Source organism: Epilithonimonas hispanica, from assembly GCF_003385395.1.
Taxonomy (GTDB): Bacteria; Bacteroidota; Bacteroidia; order Flavobacteriales; family Weeksellaceae; genus Epilithonimonas; species Epilithonimonas hispanica.
This window is the reverse complement of record NZ_QNUG01000015.1, coordinates 57,608-78,691: the sequence shown is the minus strand read 5'-3', so window position 1 is coordinate 78,691 and position 21,084 is coordinate 57,608. Positions and strand designations below refer to the sequence as shown.

Here is a 21,084-nt window from a genome sequence, read left to right as displayed (position 1 = left end):
CAATTTATTGATGCTTTGGAAACTTTGAATTTTGAAAAAACTTTGCGATTAAAAAATATTGCTTTGGAACTGTGGTTATTTATGTAAATTAGTTTCGTTAATTTGAGAATGGATATGTTTCGCAGATTTTTTTTCTGTTATTTTTTGATTGCTAGTCTTGTTTTTGGGCAGAATATTTTGTCCAATGATAATGACTTTAATAAAAAGAAAAGTGAAGAACTGGCTTCTTTAGCGGTTTCTTATTTCAAAAATAATGACCTTAAAAAATCAACGGAATTACTTTTCAAAGCCAAAGAATATGCAGAAAAAACCAATGATTATGCATTGATTGCCAGAATGAATGGTTCAATTGCTCATCAATATATTCAATTGAATCTCAATGATAAAGCAAAATTTTATCTTGATAACGCTATCAAACAAATCAACAAATTACCTGAAGGTGACAAGAAAAAATTGCTGAAAACTTTATCTTATCTGGAAATTGGAAACATCGATTTTGATGAAGAGAATTATCAAAAAGCCAGCGAGTATTACAAAAAATCTCTCCGCGAAATTGAATTGGTTAAAAACCCTGACGAGCAAGCGATTTATCATCACAGACGTTCGCTTTACAATATCGGGAATTCCTATTATTATATTAAAAACGATTCGGCGGAAATCTATCTGAATAAAGCTTTGGCTATCAAAAGTAATTACAACAAGGAAATTAATTATTTCATTTACAATGCTTTGTCTCAGGTTTATGCTGGGAGAAAAGAATATCAAAGAGCAATTGATACTTTGAAGATTGTCCTGAAACACAAAAATGATTTGGACACGCGCCTGCTTTCCGATGTCTATTACAATCTTTCGAAGGATTACAAAGCTTTGAATAACCAATCTCAATATTCGCTTTACAATGAGGAATTCATAAAGCTCAACAGAAGCATTAGAGAAAGTGAGATGAAAGCCATTTCGTCCGCAATCAATGCAGAACAGAAAGATTATAAAGATGCGATTTCTGATGCAGATAGTTCTAAGAAAAATATTGTGATTATTGCGACAGTTTTTGTTCTGGTTTTGGCTGGTGCAATTATCTTTTTGCTTTATCGAAGAAAAAAAGAAAGAAAAGTTTTTGAGAATATCATCTATAAACTCGAATCTGATAAAATCGTTTCCACCGAAAATAAATTGGAACCCGCAGTGGAAATTCAGAAAGATTCATCTGTTCAGATTCCTAATTCTGTAGAGCAGGATTTGCTGGAGAAACTTCAGAAGTTTGAAGAGTCGGAGAAATTTACCAATTCAAAATTGACGATTGCAAGTCTCGCACTTCAACTCAAAACCAATACAAGCTACCTTTCCGAAGTCATTAATAAATATAAAGGAAAGAATTTCAATACTTACATTAATGAGTTGAGAATTGCTTACATCTGTCAGAAAATTTATAATCATAAAGAATATTAGAATTATAAAATAAGTTACTTGGCGGAAGAATGTGGCTTCGCTTCGCACAGTTCTTTTGCAACTGTTTTCCGAAATATTACAGGAATTTCGCCTTCCGTTTTCATTCGTGAGGCTTCTAAAAATCAATCTTCATAATATCTGAATTTTAAAATTCAAATTGTTGATTTTTAGTATTTTGAATTGTTTTTTGTTGTTTCAAAATCAAGGATTTCGAAAGTGTTACAGTTGGATTTGCCGATATTGTAACATAGTTTAGCATCCCATAATTATAATATGTTTTTTATGAAGAAAAATTTGATTTTTTTGATGATGATGTCCGGAGTGATGTCTTTTTCTCAAAACTGCAATTATGGCGTTGTGTCAGACGGCATTGCAATCGGCGAAAATATTTCGACAGGCGGAACTTACGAATATACATCTGCTTCGGATTTTGATGTAGAGTTCGGGAAAATTCTAACAGTGAACAATGTGAAATTCAATGCGCTGAAAGGAACTGCTGATCTTAGTTATGTAAATGTTTATTTTTATGCAGATAATGCAGGCAGGCCAGGAAATTTGATAAAGTCTTTTGAAAGCATATTTCCGACTTCTCAAACATTCAAATATACTTTTGAAGGTAATTCGGCTTATGAGATCAATGTGGATTTGCCATCAACTTTTGATTTGCCCAAAGGTAAATATTATCTATCTGTACAAGGTAAACCTGGAGATTCTACACCTGCAAGCTGGGAAATCAACAAGCAGGACACAACAAAATTAGGCAGGTTCGGTTTTTCAAAATTTGGTTCTGAGGATTGGTTCGGCGGTTTTTCTTATTATGATCACGTGTTTAATATTTCCGGAAGCTGTAATGATACAGGAGAACAAGCTCCGGATTATGGATCTCCTATTAGCCAAGGAAATCTGAGTAACGATTACGAGGCGGGTGGAAGTATGCCTTGGAGATCTCAGGCAGATGACATTATTGTTCCGGAAAATACCAAATTTACATTTACAAGCTTCAAGATATCAACATTGCAATTAGGAAACATCAGGAATGCGACAATCAATATCAGATCTTCTGTAGATGATGCACCGGGAGAGATTCTCCATTCTTTCCAGAATATTGGTCCCAGAACAGAAAACTATTTTGGATATTGGCCGGTTCCGGGATATCCGTTGGATGTTGTAGCTGTGGATTTGGAATTTGATTTTGATCAGCCAGCTGAGTTATTACCAGGGAAATATTTTGTAGAAGTAATAGCTGTTCCGGTTCAGTTTACAGATTATCTTACTTGGGAAGCAACCTCTCAGCCAGGCACAGGAAGCTATTGTTATACATCGGATGATGAAGGCGAAACTTGGGAAATAAATGATGGATATAATTTTGTTTTTGAAGCAAGAGGTTTTTCAAAATCTATTCTGGTTGTGAATGATGTTGATAAAAATAATTTCAGTTTTTATCCAAATCCGGTTAAAGATGAATTGACAATTGTTTCTAAAAATGAACCAAGCAGAATTTCAATTTATAACGTTGCAGGACAACTGGTAAAAGATTCTGAAATCAAAAATAATAAAGTAAATATTTCTGATTTGAATACTGGAAATTATATTGGGAAAGTTACTTTGAAGAACGGGCAGATACAAACAATTAAAGTTATTAAAAAGTAAAAATATCTTCACTTTTAAGTTTAACTAAATCCTATTCAGGTGATTAAAAATCTACTGAGTAGGATTTTTGTATTAAATTGATCTAATTTTGAGTCATTTTAGAAAGATATTTTTTAAATTAATTGGGCAGGAAAATTGAATTTTAGTGAATGTTATCTCAATCTAATATTTCGTATATTTGCGGACATTTTTAACAACTATTTACTCAAAAACAGATGATAAAAAGTAATAAAAAATTAGCAATCGATTTCGATGGAACTATTGTAGATGATGCGTATCCGGGAATTGGAAAGGCAAAAACATTTGCTTTTGAAACTTTAAAAAAACTACAAGGAGAAGGTTACAGATTGATTCTTTGGACTTATCGCCACGGAAAATCATTAGAAGAAGCAGTAGAATTCTGTAGAAAAAACGGATTGGAGTTTTATGCTGTTAATTCCAGTTTTGAAGGCGAGGTTTTCGATTCCGAAACACAATCCAGAAAAATTGATGCTGACCTTTTCATTGATGACAGAAATCTTGGCGGATTCCCAGGTTGGGGAGAAATTTATCAAATCATCAATGAAAGAATAGAATTTCAAGTTGCAGGAGGCGAAGTTCACGCTTACTCCAAAATGAAAAAAGAAAAGAAGAAAGGCCTTTTTTGGTAAAGCTCAAGACTTATAGATAATAGACTGATAGATAATAGATTTAGAGGTCTATTATCTATCAGTCTATTATCTCAATATCTAAATAAAAATGATTCAACTCAAAAATATAGAAGAGCTTCGATTGATGAAGCAAAGTGCAAGATTAGTTTCCCAAACTCTAGGTATGTTAGCTAAAGAAATAAAACCTGGAGTTACAACACTTCATCTTGATAAATTGGCTTACGATTTTATCAAAGACCACGGCGCAGAACCTGCGTTTCTTGGTTATGGCGGTTTTCCTGCCTCACTTTGTATCTCTCCGAATGATCAAGTCGTTCACGGAATTCCGAATGCTGAACCTATTAAAGAAGGTACAATCCTATCCGTAGATTGTGGTGTTTTCTGGAATGGTTTTGTTGGCGATCATGCTTATACTTTTGAAGTAGGAGAAGTTTCTGATGAGGTTAAAAAACTGTTGAGAGTTACGAAAGAATCTTTGTATAAAGGAATTGAACAATGTGTGAGAGGGAAACGTGTAGGAGACATTTCTAATGCGATCCAAAAACATTGCGAGAAAGAAGGTTATGGCGTTGTTCGCGAGCTAGTTGGTCACGGTGTTGGAAGACAAATGCATGAGGATCCGCAAGTTCCCAATTATGGAAGATCGGGCAGTGGGAAAGTTCTGAAAGACGGAATTTGTCTTGCCATCGAACCGATGATTAACCTTGGAACAGAAAAAGTGAAGTTTCATAATGATGGTTGGACCGTTACAACGCTTGATAACCAACCGTCTGCACACTTTGAACACGATGTTTGTGTTTACAATGGTAAGCCAGTTTTGCTTTCTACTTACGATTATATTTACGAAGCTTTAGGAATTAAATCTGACGAAGAAAAAGCTTTCCAAGTTGATTTTTAATTCTTAAAATATTGTATAAAAGCGACGAAGTTGTAGAATGTTGGTTGATTCTATTAACTAAAATTCAATTGCTATCGCGGATTCCAACGCAACTTATTCTCAAATTCATATTCAATTGGTTTTCGCAGTTAAATTTCGAGAGGCTTTGATTCAAAAAAACTGGAAAGAAGAACTCTATAAATATATCACAGGCATAAGTTATTATCTATAAATGGAATGCCAGACTATATTCACATTTTAATTGGATTGAGACCAAATCAAGCGCTTTCTGAATTGGTGAATCAAATTAAGAGTAATTCTTCAAAATGGATAAATGATAAACATTTTTTATCAGTAAGGTTTGAATGGCAGAAAGGCTACGGTGCGTTTTCGTATGGAAAATCTCAAATTTCAGATGTCATTAATTATATCAATAAGCAAGAAATTCATCATCAAAAAAAATCTTTTAAAGAGGAATATTTGGATTTTTTGAATAAATTTGGTGTAGAATATAATGAAGAATATATTTTTAATGAATTAATGTAATACCAAATTGTCGGGGCTTCGCAATTCTTCCAACATTTCGGTGCTTCGCACCTTTGTCTTGATAATGAATATTTCTACCGACATTTCGCGACTTCGTCGCTTCCTATAAAAATACAAATTGAAGAAACTAGCCCAATTCCTGCTCAATAAAATTCCGAGACCAATGCTTATTAATCTAAGCCTATTTTTGCGTCCTATAATTGTTTTGTTTTTCAAAGGGAATAATTTTACAGATCCAATCGACGGAAGGTCTTATCGCAAATTTTTGCCTTATGGTTACGGAAAACAACGAGCAAATGCGTTGTCTCCGGGAACTTTATCTTTGGAAAGACATCGTCAAATGTGGCTTTATCTTCAGAATGAAACTAATTTCTTTACCGCAAATTTAAAAGTCCTTCATATCGCTCCAGAGCAAGAATTTCTTAGAAAATTCAAGAGAATGAAGAATTTGGATTATACTTCTGCTGATTTGTTCTCTCCGATTGTGGACGTAAAAGCGGATATTCTGGATTTACCTTTTGAAGATAATAGTTATGATGTGATTATCTGCAATCACGTTTTGGAGCATATTATTGACGACAGAAAAGCAATGTCCGAACTGTACCGAGTAATGAAAAGTGGAGGTTGGGGAATTGTTCAAGTTCCCATGAAAAATTCTTTAGAAAAAACATACGAAGATTTCACAATCACGGACCCAAAAGAACGTCAGAAACACTTTGGACAGTATGATCACGTTCGTTGGTACGGAATGGATTATTTTGATCGTCTAAAAAGTGTAGGTTTTGAAACCGAAATTAATTTCTATTCTCAAAAATTCTCAGAAGCTGATATCAAAAGATTTGGTCTTAATAAGAATGAGATTCTTCCTATTGTGAGAAAGTAACAATTATTTTTCTGTCAAATATTTAGATTTATTGACATAGTAATCCAAAATTGCTACGCCGAGATAGTAGATTCCGCCAAACATCATATTCATCTTTATTTCGTTGTCGTCAAACAAAAAGTAAGATAAAGAAAAGAGTAAAAGGAAAACCATAATAATAACTTTCCTGCATAAACACTTGCAAATCTTGCTGTCATTTCTCCATCTTTATTTTTTGAGATTGTATCAAACATTGAATCAGAACTACCAAATATCCACACAAAAGTTCCTCTTCTTTGAACAAGTCGAAGGAATAAAAATATAAAACAGACCCTGATAAAACCAATCCAAAAATCAAAAATTTAAGAAACATATTCGCTTTTGTCATCTTTGAAAAAATCAAAGTTGAAAATATGAATAATGGATAAACCAGAAAAACCGAATACAACATATATTTGTAAATCAATAGTTCAGGTGTTTCTTCTCCCTCCGAAATCCAAAATAACCTAAAGTACAGAAACGATAAGTAAAGCGAATTGAAACTGAATAGAATTGGAAGCGGTTGAGGTTTCATATTACTATCAAATTTGCAAAAAATATTTTATTCTGGAGGTTAGTAATGAAAGTAAAATTGGTAATTCTTGCCGTAATTCTGGTAATAGTTTTTTGCAAAATGTGATGTAAATTTGCTTCAATATGAATCTTTAATTTAAAGTTCTATCATATCAGCTTCAAAATATTATTATTTTTTATCAACTTCCAATGTTTAATTCAAACGTTTGTTTGATTGGATTATGTTAAATATTCTTTAAAATTGTTATTTAACTTATTGTACATCAATGATAATAGTTTTTGTTGATTATCTTTGATAGATATTATTATTAATTACATAACACAAGTGTTGAAGATAATTAATAAATTTGAACGTTTGTTTGAAAACATATCTAAAAAATTAGTATTTATGAGGAATATCGCGATTAGTTTTTTTGTTCTTTTAGGTTTTTTGATATCTTGTTCGAAGTCTGAAAATAAAGATGACAAAAAAGAATTGCCACCACAACCATATCAATATATTGTTGCGAAAAGTGGTCCTGCTGAAAATCTTACACAATATCCTGCAAGATTAGAAGGCATACAGAATGTAGAAATTCGTCCGAAGATTGACGGATTTGTTGAAAGAATTTATGTAGATGAAGGTAGCCAAGTGAAGCAAGGACAACTTTTGTTCCTTATCAGAAATCCACAGTACGAGCAGTCTGTTTTGGCTGCCCAAGCGACTGTGAACAGTGCAAAAGCTCAAGTTGCTACAGCACAAATGCAAGTGACGAAAACCAAACCTTTGGTTGATAAAAAAATCATTTCTGCATATGAATTAGAAGCTGCAGAATTAGCACTTAAATCGGCAAAATCGGCTTTGGCTGAGACGCAAGCTCAGTTGACAAATGCCCAAGTTAATCAAGGTTATACAAAATTATTCAGTCCTGTAAGTGGAGTAGTTGGTACACTTCCTTACAAAGCTGGTAGTTACATCAGCAGCGCAACTGCACAACCTTTGACTACGGTTTCTAATGTTTCAAAAGTGTTCGCTTATTTTTCAATTAATGAAAAACAACAGCTAGACTTTTTCAAGCACGCAACCGGAGCTACAATTCAGGAAAAAATCAACAACTCACCTTTGGTAGATTTGATTTTATCTGACGGAAGCAAATACAACGAAAAAGGAAAAATAGAATCCATCAGTGGTTTGGTTGACCCCAATACAGGCTCTTTCTCTATGAGAGCAACTTTCCCCAATCCAAATGGACTTTTGAGAAGTGGATATAGTGCAACTGTACAGTTACCAAACAATATGGAAGATGTAATCATCATTCCGCAATCTGCAACTTATGAGCTGCAAGGTAAAGTTTTCACTTATGTTATCGGAAGTAATAACAAAGTAAAATCTACCGAAATCAAAGTTGAAGATCTTCCGGATGGATTGACTTATGCCGTGACTTCTGGTCTTAAACAAGGCGATAAAGTTGTTGTAGAAGGTACTGGCCTTCTTAAAGATGATACCGAAGTTGTTCCGAAAGAAACGACATTACAAAACGTTATCAACAAAAAATAGCATTAGTATTTAATTTGAAAGATGAGAGAACTGGATTCTCATTTTAATCTTTTTCTTTCATCTTTTCTCTATTATCTCAAATAATATATGTTTAAAAAATTTATAGAAAGGCCAGTTTTATCTACGGTTATTTCCATTATCATCGTAATCCTCGGTGTTTTGGGAATCGTTTCGTTGCCGGTTTCACAATATCCCGATATTGCACCACCAACAGTAGTGGTAAGTGCAAGTTATCAAGGTGCTAATGCTGATGTAATTCTTAAAAGTGTTATAGTCCCATTAGAAGAACAAATCAATGGGGTTGAAGGGATGACTTATATGACATCTACGGCAACCAATGACGGAACGGGTTCGGTAACAGTTTATTTCAAACAAGGAGTTGACCCGGATATTGCAGCGGTAAATGTTCAGAACAGGGTTTCCAGAGCAACGCCATTGTTACCAGCCGAAGTTACTCAAGCCGGTGTTACTACTACGAAAAGACAAAGTTCCAATGTTTTGATTTTCTCGCTTTATAGTGAGAATCCGGAATTTGATATGACTTTCCTTCAAAACTACGCGAATATTAATATCATTCCACAGGTCAAAAGGGTAACGGGAGTTGGAGATGTAATGGTTTTCGGAACCAAGGATTACTCAATGAGAATTTGGTTGGACCCAAATAAAATGGCTTCTTACGGATTGATTCCTTCTGATATTAGAACAGTTTTGGCAGAACAGAATATCGAAGCTGCGCCGGGAAGTTTAGGTGATGAAAGTAATCAGGCTTTCCGTTATACATTAAAATACAAAGGAAGATTGACTGAGATTCCTGAGTTTGATAATATCGTTATCAAAGCTACAACAACCGGTCAAATCCTAAGATTGAAAGATGTCGCAAAAGTAGAACTTGGAGCTCAGGATTATACAAGTAGTAGTAATACAGACGGACACCCATCTATTGGTATGGCTGTTGCGCAAACCGCAGGTTCCAATGCGCAGGATGTAATCAATCAATCGATTGCTGTTTTGGATAAGGCACAGGCTTCTTTTCCAAAAGGTGTAAAATATGTGACTCTTGTTAACGCAAATGACTTCTTGGATGCGTCTATTGAGAAAGTAATTCATACACTATTTGAAGCTTTTATATTAGTATTTATTGTTGTTTTCTTATTCTTACAAGATTGGCGTTCTACAATGATTCCGGCAATTTCGGTTCCGGTTGCGATTGTCGGTACGTTCTTTTTCCTGAGTATATTCGGGTTTACAATTAACTTATTAACGCTTTTCGCATTGATTCTGGCAGTTGGTATTGTGGTGGATGATGCGATTGTGGTTGTAGAAGCTGTTCATAGTAAATTAGAACAAGGTGAAAAATCACCACTCAGAGCATCTATTAATGCGATGGATGAGATTAGTGGTGCTATTATCAGTATTACGTTGGTAATGGCAGCGGTTTTCATTCCTGTGAGTTTTATTACAGGTTCTGCAGGGGTTTTCTATAAACAATTTGGATTAACACTGGCAATTTCAATTGTACTATCTGCTGTTAACGCATTGACTCTGAGTCCTGCATTATGTGCTATTTTCTTGAAGCCTCACTCTCACGAAGAAGCGAAAAAGAATTTTATACAAAGGTTCTTTACTAATTTCAATATTATTTTTGACGCTTTTACCAAAAGATATTCCCGAGGTGTTTTATTCTTATTAAGAAAAAAATGGATGGCTTTTGTTGGACTTTTGGCATTTACAGGACTTTTTGTTTGGTTGATGAATACAACGCCTAAATCATTCGTTCCAAGTGAAGATATGGGTGGTATTTTTATGGATATTTCGCTTCCGATTGGTTCCAACGAGAATAGAACAAAAGAGGTTCTTGCCAAAGTTGAAGAGATTGTAAAGAAACAACCGGAAGTACTTCATATTTTCAAAGTTTCCGGACGAGGAATGATTAGTGGTACAGGTTCTAATAACGGGATGTTGATTGTAAAACTGAAGGACTGGAAAGACCGAACCAAAAAAGGAGAAGATTTGCAGTCATTCGTTGCAAGAATGTACAAAGAAACTGCGGGAATCAAAGATGCAAAAATGACATTCTTCGGAAGACCAACTTTGCAGGGGTTTGGTAATGCAGCAGGTTTCGAATTACAAATTCAGGATCAAAAAGGTGGAAATATTAGTGACCTTAATAAAGTAACAAATGATTTTATCGATAAGATGAATCAGCGTCCGGAGATTCAGAGGACGTTTACTTCTTTCAACCCAAATTATCCTCAATATATGATTGATATTGATATTCCTGCTGCAAAAGCGGCTGGTTTCTCAGTCTCAGATATCTTGAGTACGATGCAAGGTTATTATGGTGGAGTATATTCATCCAACATCAACTTGTTTGGGAAACAATACCGTGTAATTTATCAAGCTCCTTATGAAGCAAGAGAGAACGTGGAAAGTTTTAATATGATTCAGGTTCGAAATGCGAATGGAGAAATGGCGCCTTTAAGCAGATTCATTACAGCAAGAAGAGTTTATGGACCTCAGGCAATTGGACGTTTCAATCTATTTACCGCGATTTCTATAAACGGAACACCAAATCCAGGATTCTCTTCTGGAGATGCTCTGAATGCGGTTCAAGAGGTTGCATCTCAAACACTTCCACAAGGTTATGGTTTCGAATATTCTGGTTTAACGAGAGAGGAAGTAAGTGCAGGAAGTCAGACAGCTCTTATTTTTGCACTTTGTTGTGTATTTGTTTATTTCCTTTTGGCAGCACAATATGAGAGTTATTTGTTACCATTTGCGGTAATGTTATCACTTCCTGTGGGTTTGGCAGGAGCAATGATGTTCAGTGCTTGGATTGGAGGTTCTAACAATATTTATACGCAGATTTCACTCATTATGTTAATTGGTCTCTTGGCGAAGAACGCAATTTTGATTGTAGAATTTGCTTTGGATGCAAGGAAAAAAGGTTACACCATTGGGCACGCTGCAATTAGTGGTGCAAAACAAAGACTTCGTCCTATTTTGATGACATCTTTTGCCTTTATTTTCGGTTTGGTTCCGTTGGCTATTTCAACTGGAGCAGGAGCTGTAGGTAATCAATCGATTGGAATTGGAGCAATTGGAGGGATGTTAATCGGAACGATTTTCGGAGTGTTCTTTATCCCAATTTTATTTGCAGTATTTATGTATTTGCAGGAAAAAGTGAGTGGCAAAAAAGACCTTGAAAAATACGAAGGAGAACTTAGCGAATAACCAATAAAAGTTAAAGAGAAATGAAACGCAAAGCGTTCCATCTGACCTTTAAAAAAAAATTAAATCTTACAGATGAAAATTAAAATCATAAATTTAGTTCTATTGGCTGGTATCGCTGGTTTCTTTTACTCTTGTAAAGTAACGGATACTTACAAAGACCCCGAAATAGAACAAAGCAGGCAGGATAATCTGTTCCGTCAGAAAACAAGTAACGACACTGTTTCTACCGCTAATGTAGCGTGGAATCAGATTTTTACTGATGATAAACTACAGAATATCATTAATAAAACGATTCAGAATAATCTTGATTTAAAAGTTGCTGTTGCAAGAATCCAAGAAGCTAGTGCTGTTTTCAAACAATCGAAATTACAAAATCTTCCAAGTTTGGACATTGCAGCTTCTACTACCGAGACAAAAAATAGTGGAGCAGCACAAGGTGGTAATTTTGTAATGCCAGATTTATTGGTTTATAGGTTGGGACTTTCTACGGGTTGGGAAGTGGATATCTGGGGAAGAATCAAATCGGTGAAAAAATCTGCCTATGCTGGTTTACTTCAAACAGATGCCGCAAAAAGAGCGGTTCAGACTCAGATGGTAGCACAAGCGGCAACGTTGTATTACCAGTTAATTTCTTTGGATAAACAATTAGAAATTACAAAACAGACAATTGAACTTCGTAAACAAGATGTAGAAACTGTTCAGTTGTTGATGGATGCAGCGTATCTTACAGGAGCAGATGTGGAGCAGAGTAAAGCCAATCTTTATTCGGCACAGTTGTCGGTTCCGGATTTGGAATTGCAGATCCAGCAGACGGAGAATTCTTTAAGTATTTTGATGAATGATAATCCGCAATCTATCGAGAGAAACTCTATCGATTCTCAGGTGATTTATACGGATTTGAAAACTGGTGTTCCTGTTTCATTATTGAAAAATCGCCCAGATGTTCAAGCTGCTGAATTCACTTTCCGTCAGGCATTTGAAAACAAAAATATGGCGATGGCTCAGGTTTATCCGACATTGAGTATTACAGGAACTTTAGGATTGTCATCTAGAACTTTGGAAAACTTTTTCAGCAATTCTTTATTCTACACAGCAGCAGGAACCTTGACACAGAATATCTTCCAGATGGGAAATAGAAAAGCGCAAGTTAGAATAATGGAAGCTCGTAAAATGCAAGCGTATTATACCTTCGAAAAGACTTTGTTAACAGCAGGTTCCGAGGTTTCCAATTCTTTATTGTCTTATCAAAAAGCGAAAGAGAAAGAAACAACAAGACTTCTTCAGATTCAATCTTTAGAAAAAGCAGTGGAGTTCAACAAAGAATTATTGACTTACTCTTCTAATACAAATTATGTAAATGTTTTAACTTCAGAACAATCTTTGCTAGCTGCAAAATTATCTGCTGTTAATGACAAATTACAACAACTTCAGGCAGTAACCGAGTTTTACCGTGCGCTTGGAGGTGGACAATTTTAGACACTAAATTTTTTTACTATACTTGTAAGCCCAGCAATTTTTGTTGGGTTTTTTGTTTTAATAATAAGTTCTCCAAAAAGTTGATTGAAAATACTATTTTAAAATTATAAATTCATAAAACATTAAATTTGCGAAATGACAGCTTTAGAACAATTTTGGGTCGAGATTTTTACTCAGGAAACAATTCATCAGAGAATTGCGACAGACAAGCCATTTCGGCCAGAAAATCCTGCTTTTCTATTTATTAAAAGTGGAGTAATCAAGCTTCGTCAACATCTCAGCGACCTAGAATTGACTGCCAATACTTTTATCGTTACAGATCCGCAAAGTGTCTATGAATTGATTTCTGTTAGTGATGATTTTCAGTCAAGGATGGTTTCTTACAAGAGAGAATTTATCTCTACATTATCCTTAAAATTCAATAGGCTTATTACTTATCGCTATTTTCGTCAGCAGATGAATGTTGGCGTTCCTTTTCATGCAGATGAAATGGAGGTAGTCTGGAAATCGGTTAATTTCCTCAAATATATTCTCGATTCCGAAACTGAGATGACCTATAAGAAAGAAATGGTGGAACACCTTTTTTCTGTTTTTTGTTACCAAATGGCGGGAATTATTGCCAGTGAAGATAATAAGTCGATGAATCAGATGTCGAGACAAGAAGAAATTGTTTTTCTTTTTTTGAATGACGCCAGCAAATATCATCTCAGCGAGCATCAGATAGAGTTTTATGCAGAACGGCAATCTATTACAACTCGACATCTTTCATCTGTGATTAAAAGTATAACCGGTCGCTCGGCAAGTCAGATTATTGCTTTGATTTTAATTAATGAAGCAAAAGTTCTTTTAAACTCTTCCAAAAAGCCTGTATCAGAGATTTCTACAACTTTGGGTTTTAGCGATCAATACTCATTTTCTCACTTTTTTAAGAAGCATTTGGGCGAAAGTCCGAGTCATTACAGAAAGCAGTTTGAAGGCTGAATCTTACATTTGAACATCTTTTTCCAAAAATCAAACATTTGATTGAGTTGTTGCTTGCCATAACTTTGCAACTGTAAAACAAGGTAAAATGATTAAGCAAATCAAAACAGCACTATCAGTTCTGATGGGGTTATTCCCTGTGCTGTTTTTTTCTCAGAACATAAAACAGATGACCGCTGATGAGGTTGCCAATTTGGCGCTTCAGAATCAACAGCAACTTAAAGTTTCTGCCCAAAATATTGATATTGCAAAACAGCAAATTGATATAGCTAAACTACAGAAACTTCCGACAATTACCGCTTCCACAAGCCAGTTTTACTTGGGAAATGCGATAGCAATTGATAAAGATTTTTCCAATTCTACCACGATCCAGATGCCGCATTACGGGAGTTCTTATGCGGTACAGGCAACTCAGCTTATTTTTAAAGGTGGATTGGTTAACAAATCTATTGAGTTGGCGGGACTTCGTGAGCAACTTTCTAAATTAGATTTAGAAAAAAATCAGCAGGATGTAAAACTTTTGGTGATTTCAAATTATCTTGATATTTATAAAATCATCAATCAGGAACAGGTTTTTCAAAACAACAAAAAACTGGCTCAGAAAAGATTAGAAAACATCAAAGATTTTTACAAACAAGGGATGATTACCAGAAACGAGGTTATTCGTGGAGAATTAAACATCAAAAATCTGGATCAGGGAATTCTTACGTTAACCAATAATAAGAAAATCCTTAATTATAATCTAAGCACAGCTCTCGGACTCCCTTTGGACACAGAAATCGTTCCGGTTGAAAGTTTAGAAAACAAAGAAGCAGGAATTGGAATGGACTATTATATTAATCTAGCCCACGATTCTAACCCGCAAATGAAGTCTGCTAAAACCAATATTTCGGTTGCTGAAAAAAATATCGAAATCATCAACACCGATAAAATGCCGACGCTTTCCGGTTTTGGAGGATATACTCTACAAAGACCGATCACGACGAGAAATCCTGTTCTGGATATGTATTCTAGCGGTTGGCAAGGCGGAATCTCTTTAAGCTACAATATCGATAATTTGTATAAAACCAAAGAAAGAGTGAAACTGGGTGAGTTGCAGAAAAATCAGGCTAGCGAATCACTAACTCTGGTACAACAAAACATTGATATGACAGTGAATGCTGCGTATGTGAAATATCAGGAAGCCATTCAGCAAGCGGAAATTTTAAACGATGCTAAAAATCTGGCAGATGAAAACTACAAAATTACAGAAGCAAAATACCTCAATCAATTAGCAGTACAGGCAGAAATGCTGGATGCGCAAAATCAGAAACTGCAGTCGGAATTGGATTTTGCTAATGCTGAAATCAATGTACTGTATCAATATTATAATTTATTGAAATCAACAGGTACGCTTTAATTTAAAACTGAAAATCAAGATAATGGAAAACAAGGAACAAAATACTCAAGATAAAAAGCCTGCAGTTTCAAGTGCAGAAGCTAAGAAAAAACAAAATAGAAAGAATAAAATAAGAGCCATCATCTCAAACGTGATTGTTTTTGCTGTAATTGGTTTCGGTTTGTGGTGGTTGGTGAGAGAATATTTTCACATTGGAGATAAGACTTACACTGAAGCAGCTCAGGTGGAAGAGTTTATTAACCCTATCAACACAAGAGTTTCGGCTTATATTAAAGAAATTAAATTCATCGAACATCAACAGGTAAAAAAAGGAGACACTTTGGTCGTTTTAGACGAAAGAGAAATCCTCACCCAACTTGGTCAGGCAGAAGCAGCATATCAGAATGCTTTGGCTCAAAGGTCAGCAACCAGTTCATCTGTAAATACTGTTTCGAATAATGTAAGTGTGATGGAATCTAACATTGCCGGAGCAAAAGCCCGACTTTGGAATGCTGAACAGAACTTAAACCGATACAAAAATCTTTTAGCTTCAGAAGCCGTTACCAGACAACAATTTGATCAAATGAAAACCGAATATGATGCCCAAAAAGCAGCGTACGAAACATTAGTCAACCAAAAACAGTCTGCTAATCTTTCGACCACTGAAGTAAAAAGCAAATTAGGAATCAACGATGCGGAAATCAAGAGAACAAAAGCGGCTTTGGATATGGCGAAAATTAATCTTTCTTACACCGTAATCACTGCACCTTACGACGGTGTGATGGGAAGAAGATTGATTTCTGAAGGTCAGTTGATACAGCCGGGACAACAGGTGGGAACGATTGTTTTAAATAATCAAAAATGGGTTACTGCCAATTTCCTAGAAAGCCAGATGCCGAATGTAAAAATAGGAGAGAAGATGACAATGACAGCGGATGCTTTAGGCGGAAAATCTTTTGAAGGAATCGTTACCGCAGTTTCTGCTGCCACCGGTTCAAGATACTCAAGCGTTCCGACAGACAATTCAACAGGGAACTTCATCAAAGTTCAGCAGAGAATTCCCGTAAGAATCGAGTTTACAGATTCCAACAAAAAAGAAGATGTAGCGAAACTGAGCGCGGGGATGAATATGAATGTTTCTATTAAAGAGACTAGAAGATAATAGACGAATAGATTATAGATTTTTTTCTTTATTAAAATTTTAATCTATCAAAAATTCAAATTGTCTATTGTCTATCAGTCTATCATCTATTAGTCAAGAAAAATTATGTACAATCAAGGTCTTTTCAGCCACTGGGTTCCGAAGCCGTTACAGCTTTTTGTGATCTTTCTTTTGACGCTTATTGCTATGCCAATAAGTGGGGTTTATACGGGAAGTTTAAGCTATATGGTAGGAGATACCGGAGTGATGAGCGAATATTTTATGTGGGCAAACTATGCCACAACGGTTGGGATGGGAGCGGCGATGCCTATCGTTTTGCGGGCTAAAATGCGTTTCAAAGTACGGGATAAAGTTGTGATTTTACTCTTGATATTGGGGATTTTAAGTTATATTAATGCGACGAGTTCAGAGCCGATGGTGATTGTATTTGTGTCTCTTATTTTAGGTTTCTGTAAAACGTTTATTACCATCGAGGTATTTCTACCGTTGATGGCAATGATGGGAGGTAGAGGTGTTTTCTATGGCGTTTTTTATACTTTTATTCTAGTGATTACGCAAGTTGCCAATTATTATGCAACCGACTTTTCGATTGAGTACAATTGGCGACAGTTCCTCATTTTCGTGTCGATTCTGTGTTTCGTTGTAGCGATGATTTGTTGGATGGTAATGCACGATAAATATTTTGCCCTAAAAGTTCCTCTGCATTATATCGACTGGCTGAGTATTCTTCTGTTTATCTCTACTTTTATGTTTTCGGCGTATGTTTTTTCATTTGGAAAACAGCAGGATTGGTTTCATTCTAAAAATATTCTCAACGCAAGTATTGCCGCTTTTGTGAGTTTTGCTTTGATGGTCGTTCGTCAGTTTACTCTCAAGAGACCTTATTTGTCATTTGAAATATTCTCCAGAAACAACGTACAGGTCGGGCTTTTCCTCTTGTTGTGTTTAGGAATGTTTATGGCAACGGCGATTATTCAGAATATTTTCACAATCGGGGTTTTGGGTTACGACCAATTAACGAATGCAAAAGTCAATCTGATGATGATTCCAGGAATGATTGCAGCGGGAGCGCTTGCGGTGTATTGGTTTAAAAAAGAAAAAAAACTGAAACTCTTTATCTTCTTTGGCTTCTCGGCGATGGTGGCGTATTGTATCATTATGTACTTTTCGATGGTACTGGAGTTTAATTACGAAAGCTGGTATTTTCCAATGATTTTGAAAGGATTTGGGATGGTGGCACTTTACATTTCGGTTTGGTATTATGCTTTAGATAAAATTGATATTAGCCAAATGTTGCCTGCGATTGGTTTATTTCTGTTGTGGAGAACTTTCGTAACGACTGGTTTTTTCTCTGCCTTATTTTCATGGACTCAGTATCAGTTTCAAATCGAAAGCTTAGGTGATTTAGCCGTTTATATGGATGGAATGACACTGAGTGCACAACCTAATCTCACCATGAAAGCCATCCAACTAAACGCAATGATTATTGCCAGCAAAAAACTTTTTGGCTACATTATTCTTGCCGGTTTTGGAGTGTTAGTTTTTGTAATGACGCACCATTTCGGATATCCGAGATTCACTTTAGACAAATTGGTCAGAGTTTTTGGCGGTAAATCTGTTGTCGCCCGAAGACGTTTAAGAGAAAGAAAAAAACTCGCAGAAAGCCTGAAAGACGGCGTAGGTTCTGCGGTATAAAGAAACCTTGTTTTTACCTGTGAAGTCCTGTTTTGTTTTCAAAGCGGGGCTTTGCTTTTTACTAATTTTGGCTAATTCATTTTTGGACTTCAATATGAAAAGAAAAACCCTTTCAAAGTTTTAAACTCAGAAAGGGTTTTTGTTTTTTATATGAATGATTATCTAAAACATATTTTCTTGATAAAAATGCTTCGTCTCTTCGATGATTTCATCAATTTGTTCAAGAGTTAAAGCCTGCAAAAACTTAGTCTTGAATTCTTTGAAATGTGGAATTCCACGGAAATAATTGCTATAATGTTGTCTCATTTCCACAATTCCGGGACGTTCGCCTTTCCATTCTACAGACCAAAGTGCGTGGTTTTTCACTGCTTCCAATCTTTCAGCAATGGTTGGTTCAGGTAAGATTTCTCCAGTCTCAAAAAAATGTTTGATTTCGTTGAAAATCCAAGGATAACCAATCGCGCCACGACCAATCATCACGCCATCACAACTATATTTGTTTTTATATTCCAGAGCTTTTTGTGGAGAATCAATATCGCCGTTCCCAAAAATCGGAATTTCGATATTTGGATTATTTTTGATTCTTGAGATGTGTTCCCAATCTGCTTCGCCTTTGTACATTTGAGCACGTGTTCTTGCGTGGATGGTTAAGGCTTTGATTCCAACATCCTGCAACCTTTCAGCAACTTCATCAATATTGATTGAATCATTATCCCAACCTAATCTTGTTTTTACAGTTACTGGCAAATGTGTAGAACTCACTACAGCTTTTGTTAATCTGACCATCAAGTCAATATCTTTCAAAACACCAGCTCCAGCTCCTTTGCAAACGACTTTTTTTACAGGACAACCGAAATTAATATCCACCAAATCTGGCTCCACAGTCTCCACAATTCTTGCAGACATTGCCATTGCTTCTTCATCTCCACCAAAAATTTGGATTCCAACCGGTCTCTCGTAATCGAAAATATCAAGCTTTTTTCTACTCTTAATCGCATCACGAATCAGTCCTTCCGAAGAAATAAACTCCGAATACATCAAGTCTGCGCCGTGCATTTTACACAATTTTCTGAACGGTGGATCACTTACATCTTCCATTGGTGCCAACAAAAGTGGAAAGTCAGGAAGTTCTATGTTGCCAATTTTTACCATTCTGCAAAGATAATAATTCCTATTCGTACTAATTTAAAATCAGTCTTAATTCCTTATTTAATAAATTTGTAATATAATAATCAATATGAAAAGAGTATTTCTAACAGTTGTTTTAACTGTAATATTTTCTTGTTCCAAAAATGAAAATTCTGGTAATAAAGATTTAACGACTTCTGAACCAGAACCAGCTCCAAAAGTTGTAACAGATCCAATTGCAGAAGGACAATCTTTAATTGAGGGGTCGGACTGTCTCGGTTGTCATAAATTAGATGAAAAAATGATTGGTCCCTCTTATAAAGAGGTTGCTGCTAAATATGAAAATACACCAGAAAATGTAGAAATGCTGGCGGATAAAATTCTTAAAGGAAGCTCTGGAGTTTGGGGCGATGTTCCGATGCCAGCTCACGGATTCAGTAAAGAAAATGCGAAGTTTATGGCGCAATATATTCTCTCTTTGAAAGAAAAATAATGTCTGAAAAATCCAGTCTTCATCCAAGAAATCTCCATCGCAATTCTTATGATTTTGAAGAATTGATTGTCTCAGTTCCAGAACTCAAACATTACGTTTTCAAAAATGATTACGATACTTTGACGATTAATTTCAGTATTCCGAAAGCGGTTAGATTATTGAATAAAGCCTTGCTTCTGAAATATTACAATGTCAAAGATTGGGATATTCCGGAAGGTAATCTTTGTCCACCGATTCCTGGTAGAGCAGATTATGTTCATTATTTGGCAGATTTGTTGGCGAGCGACAATGGCGAAATTCCAATTGGAACTTCGGTCAAAGGTTTGGATATTGGAACAGGAGCCAATCTCGTTTATCCTTTGATTGCCAATTATTCTTATGGCTGGGAAATGTTGGGAACGGATATCAATCAAGATTCTCTGGATAATGCTCAAAAGATTTTAGAACGCAATTCCGATTTAAAAGAAAATATCCAACTTAAATTTCAACCCGATTCTGATTTGATTTTTAAAAATATCATTTTGTCGAAAGACCGTTTCACTTTCTCGATGTGCAATCCGCCTTTTCACGAATCGGAAGAAGATGCGATTCTCGGAAATCGGAGAAAGAATAATAATCTCAGAAAAAAGAAGGTAGAGAAAACTAATCTCAATTTCAGTGGCAACGCGTCGGAATTGTGGTGCGAAGGTGGCGAAATGGCTTTCATCAAAAATATGATTAATGAAAGTGTTCAGTTTTCATCACAAGTTCTTTGGTTCACGAGTTTGGTTTCCAAAAAAGACAATCTGCATCAGCTGACAACACTTCTCAAAAACCTCAACGTGCCGGAATTCAAAACTATAGATATGGCGCAAGGTCAGAAAATCAGCAGGATTTTAGCTTGGACGTTTGTGCCAAAAGAAAGAAGGAAAGATTGGTTTTAAATAAATATTTTCAAAATGGATAGAATACAAAGAGGCGAAGAACCAATAATTTTTTCTTTGAGTGAAGACGATAAAGAAATGAATTCTGCTATTGAATTGGCAAATAAAACTTTAATAGATTTTGATGAAGCGTTGAAATTTTCAGAGAATGAAAACTTTGCTTTAAAGATTCGTTATGATATTAATAATAAATTGGAGCATATTTGGGCTGTTAATATTGAAAAGATAGATGATGATTATTTTGGGATTATTGATAATCTACCCAATTCGGTAATAGACATAAAATTAACTGATAAAGTTAAAATCGAAAAAGATAAAATTTCTGATTGGATGTTTTCGAAAAAAGGAAAGCTATTGGGAGGTTTTACAATTAGGGTTATACGTAATCGAATGTCACAATTAGAAAAAGAAAAATTTGACAAAGAATTTATTCTTTCCATTGATTAATTATTCTAAATTTTGCTGAGCAAAGC

At 35.3% G+C, this 21,084-nt stretch carries 18 protein-coding genes and 1 pseudogene; 17 read left to right on the top strand and 2 right to left on the bottom strand.

The window, feature by feature from the left end:
- Positions 1 to 144: 144 nt before the first annotated feature.
- The 7 genes and pseudogenes from DRF58_RS08925 (at position 145) to DRF58_RS08895 (ending at position 6,052) form a co-directional block, all read left to right on the top strand.
- Positions 145 to 1,446, top strand: a complete 1,302-nt coding sequence (locus DRF58_RS08925; protein WP_123902385.1) for a tetratricopeptide repeat protein — start codon at positions 145 to 147, stop codon at positions 1,444 to 1,446.
- An 18-nt stretch (positions 1,447 to 1,464) separates the two neighbouring features.
- Entirely contained in the window at positions 1,465 to 1,581 is a 117-nt protein-coding gene (locus DRF58_RS19115) for an AraC family transcriptional regulator (RefSeq protein WP_157966720.1), read from the top strand.
- 147 nt (positions 1,582 to 1,728) lie between these two features.
- On the top strand, positions 1,729 to 3,096 hold the full coding sequence (locus DRF58_RS08915) for a T9SS type A sorting domain-containing protein (protein WP_157966719.1): 1,368 nt from the start codon (positions 1,729 to 1,731) through the stop codon (positions 3,094 to 3,096).
- A 218-nt stretch (positions 3,097 to 3,314) separates the two neighbouring features.
- A complete protein-coding gene (locus DRF58_RS08910) occupies positions 3,315 to 3,746 on the top strand; it encodes a BT0820 family HAD-type phosphatase (protein WP_116034791.1) in 432 nt (143 codons plus the stop codon).
- An 88-nt stretch (positions 3,747 to 3,834) separates the two neighbouring features.
- Positions 3,835 to 4,644, top strand: a complete 810-nt coding sequence (gene map, locus DRF58_RS08905) for a type I methionyl aminopeptidase (protein ID WP_116034740.1) — start codon at positions 3,835 to 3,837, stop codon at positions 4,642 to 4,644.
- Positions 4,645 to 4,717: 73 nt separating this feature from the next.
- Positions 4,718 to 5,169: pseudogene (gene tnpA / locus DRF58_RS08900) on the top strand (IS200/IS605 family transposase).
- A gap of 118 nt (positions 5,170 to 5,287) precedes the next feature.
- Positions 5,288 to 6,052 (top strand): class I SAM-dependent methyltransferase, encoded by a 765-nt coding sequence (locus DRF58_RS08895; protein ID WP_116034738.1) that lies wholly within the window; start codon positions 5,288 to 5,290, stop codon positions 6,050 to 6,052.
- Positions 6,053 to 6,055: 3 nt separating this feature from the next.
- On the opposite strand, the gene DRF58_RS18375 is transcribed toward DRF58_RS08895, so the two are convergent.
- Positions 6,056 to 6,205 carry a hypothetical protein gene (locus DRF58_RS18375; protein WP_157966718.1) on the bottom strand — a complete coding sequence of 50 codons (150 nt, stop codon included), beginning with the start codon at positions 6,203 to 6,205 and terminating at the stop codon, positions 6,056 to 6,058.
- 787 nt (positions 6,206 to 6,992) lie between these two features.
- Between DRF58_RS18375 and DRF58_RS08885 the strand changes: the two genes are divergently transcribed.
- The 7 genes from DRF58_RS08885 (at position 6,993) to DRF58_RS08855 (ending at position 18,067) form a co-directional block, all read left to right on the top strand.
- Positions 6,993 to 8,141: an efflux RND transporter periplasmic adaptor subunit gene (locus DRF58_RS08885; RefSeq protein ID WP_116034734.1), complete on the top strand. Its 1,149-nt coding sequence runs from the start codon at positions 6,993 to 6,995 to the stop codon at positions 8,139 to 8,141.
- Positions 8,142 to 8,228: 87 nt separating this feature from the next.
- Complete coding sequence (locus DRF58_RS08880) at positions 8,229 to 11,375, top strand: efflux RND transporter permease subunit (RefSeq protein WP_116034732.1); 3,147 nt, start codon at positions 8,229 to 8,231, stop codon at positions 11,373 to 11,375.
- Between the two features lie 72 nt (positions 11,376 to 11,447).
- Complete coding sequence (locus DRF58_RS08875; protein WP_116034729.1) at positions 11,448 to 12,851, top strand: efflux transporter outer membrane subunit; 1,404 nt, start codon at positions 11,448 to 11,450, stop codon at positions 12,849 to 12,851.
- A 135-nt stretch (positions 12,852 to 12,986) separates the two neighbouring features.
- Entirely contained in the window at positions 12,987 to 13,832 is an 846-nt protein-coding gene (locus tag DRF58_RS08870) for a helix-turn-helix domain-containing protein (RefSeq protein WP_116034727.1), read from the top strand.
- Between the two features lie 88 nt (positions 13,833 to 13,920).
- Positions 13,921 to 15,231: a TolC family protein gene (locus DRF58_RS08865; RefSeq protein ID WP_116034725.1), complete on the top strand. Its 1,311-nt coding sequence runs from the start codon at positions 13,921 to 13,923 to the stop codon at positions 15,229 to 15,231.
- Positions 15,232 to 15,253: 22 nt separating this feature from the next.
- Complete coding sequence (locus tag DRF58_RS08860; RefSeq protein ID WP_116034723.1) at positions 15,254 to 16,372, top strand: HlyD family secretion protein; 1,119 nt, start codon at positions 15,254 to 15,256, stop codon at positions 16,370 to 16,372.
- A 105-nt stretch (positions 16,373 to 16,477) separates the two neighbouring features.
- Positions 16,478 to 18,067, top strand: a complete 1,590-nt coding sequence (locus DRF58_RS08855; RefSeq protein ID WP_116034721.1) for an MFS transporter — start codon at positions 16,478 to 16,480, stop codon at positions 18,065 to 18,067.
- Between the two features lie 162 nt (positions 18,068 to 18,229).
- Here the strand turns inward: DRF58_RS08855 and dusB are convergent, their stop codons facing one another.
- Positions 18,230 to 19,219 (bottom strand): tRNA dihydrouridine synthase DusB, encoded by a 990-nt coding sequence (dusB, locus tag DRF58_RS08850; RefSeq protein ID WP_116034719.1) that lies wholly within the window; start codon positions 19,217 to 19,219, stop codon positions 18,230 to 18,232.
- Positions 19,220 to 19,304: 85 nt separating this feature from the next.
- On the opposite strand from dusB, the gene DRF58_RS08845 reads away from it, so the two are divergent.
- From DRF58_RS08845 to DRF58_RS08835, 3 genes are read left to right on the top strand one after another with little or no spacing between them, the layout of a single operon-like run.
- Positions 19,305 to 19,688: a c-type cytochrome gene (locus DRF58_RS08845; RefSeq protein ID WP_116034717.1), complete on the top strand. Its 384-nt coding sequence runs from the start codon at positions 19,305 to 19,307 to the stop codon at positions 19,686 to 19,688.
- Positions 19,688 to 20,611 (top strand): 23S rRNA (adenine(1618)-N(6))-methyltransferase RlmF, encoded by a 924-nt coding sequence (gene rlmF / locus DRF58_RS08840; RefSeq protein ID WP_168926413.1) that lies wholly within the window; start codon positions 19,688 to 19,690, stop codon positions 20,609 to 20,611. Before DRF58_RS08845 ends, rlmF begins: the two co-directional genes overlap by 1 nt.
- A 15-nt stretch (positions 20,612 to 20,626) precedes the next feature.
- Positions 20,627 to 21,058 carry a DUF2314 domain-containing protein gene (locus DRF58_RS08835; RefSeq protein WP_116034713.1) on the top strand — a complete coding sequence of 144 codons (432 nt, stop codon included), beginning with the start codon at positions 20,627 to 20,629 and terminating at the stop codon, positions 21,056 to 21,058.
- Positions 21,059 to 21,084 lie beyond the last annotated feature (26 nt).

What these genes read in the sequence shown, in the direction of transcription:
- DRF58_RS08860 (WP_116034723.1), top strand. Translation starts at nt 15,254, where the DNA reads ATGGAAAACAAGGAACAAAATACTCAAGATAAAAAGCCTGCAGTTTCA.
- DRF58_RS08865 (WP_116034725.1), top strand. Translation starts at nt 13,921, where the DNA reads ATGATTAAGCAAATCAAAACAGCACTATCAGTTCTGATGGGGTTATTC.
- map (WP_116034740.1), top strand. Translation starts at nt 3,835, where the DNA reads ATGATTCAACTCAAAAATATAGAAGAGCTTCGATTGATGAAGCAAAGT.
- DRF58_RS18375 (WP_157966718.1), bottom strand. Translation starts at nt 6,205, where the DNA reads ATGGTTTTCCTTTTACTCTTTTCTTTATCTTACTTTTTGTTTGACGAC.
- DRF58_RS08885 (WP_116034734.1), top strand. Translation starts at nt 6,993, where the DNA reads ATGAGGAATATCGCGATTAGTTTTTTTGTTCTTTTAGGTTTTTTGATA.
- DRF58_RS08870 (WP_116034727.1), top strand. Translation starts at nt 12,987, where the DNA reads ATGACAGCTTTAGAACAATTTTGGGTCGAGATTTTTACTCAGGAAACA.
- DRF58_RS08845 (WP_116034717.1), top strand. Translation starts at nt 19,305, where the DNA reads ATGAAAAGAGTATTTCTAACAGTTGTTTTAACTGTAATATTTTCTTGT.
- DRF58_RS08880 (WP_116034732.1), top strand. Translation starts at nt 8,229, where the DNA reads ATGTTTAAAAAATTTATAGAAAGGCCAGTTTTATCTACGGTTATTTCC.
- DRF58_RS08915 (WP_157966719.1), top strand. Translation starts at nt 1,729, where the DNA reads ATGAAGAAAAATTTGATTTTTTTGATGATGATGTCCGGAGTGATGTCT.
- DRF58_RS08855 (WP_116034721.1), top strand. Translation starts at nt 16,478, where the DNA reads ATGTACAATCAAGGTCTTTTCAGCCACTGGGTTCCGAAGCCGTTACAG.
- rlmF (WP_168926413.1), top strand. Translation starts at nt 19,688, where the DNA reads ATGTCTGAAAAATCCAGTCTTCATCCAAGAAATCTCCATCGCAATTCT.
- DRF58_RS08875 (WP_116034729.1), top strand. Translation starts at nt 11,448, where the DNA reads ATGAAAATTAAAATCATAAATTTAGTTCTATTGGCTGGTATCGCTGGT.
- DRF58_RS08835 (WP_116034713.1), top strand. Translation starts at nt 20,627, where the DNA reads ATGGATAGAATACAAAGAGGCGAAGAACCAATAATTTTTTCTTTGAGT.
- dusB (WP_116034719.1), bottom strand. Translation starts at nt 19,219, where the DNA reads ATGGTAAAAATTGGCAACATAGAACTTCCTGACTTTCCACTTTTGTTG.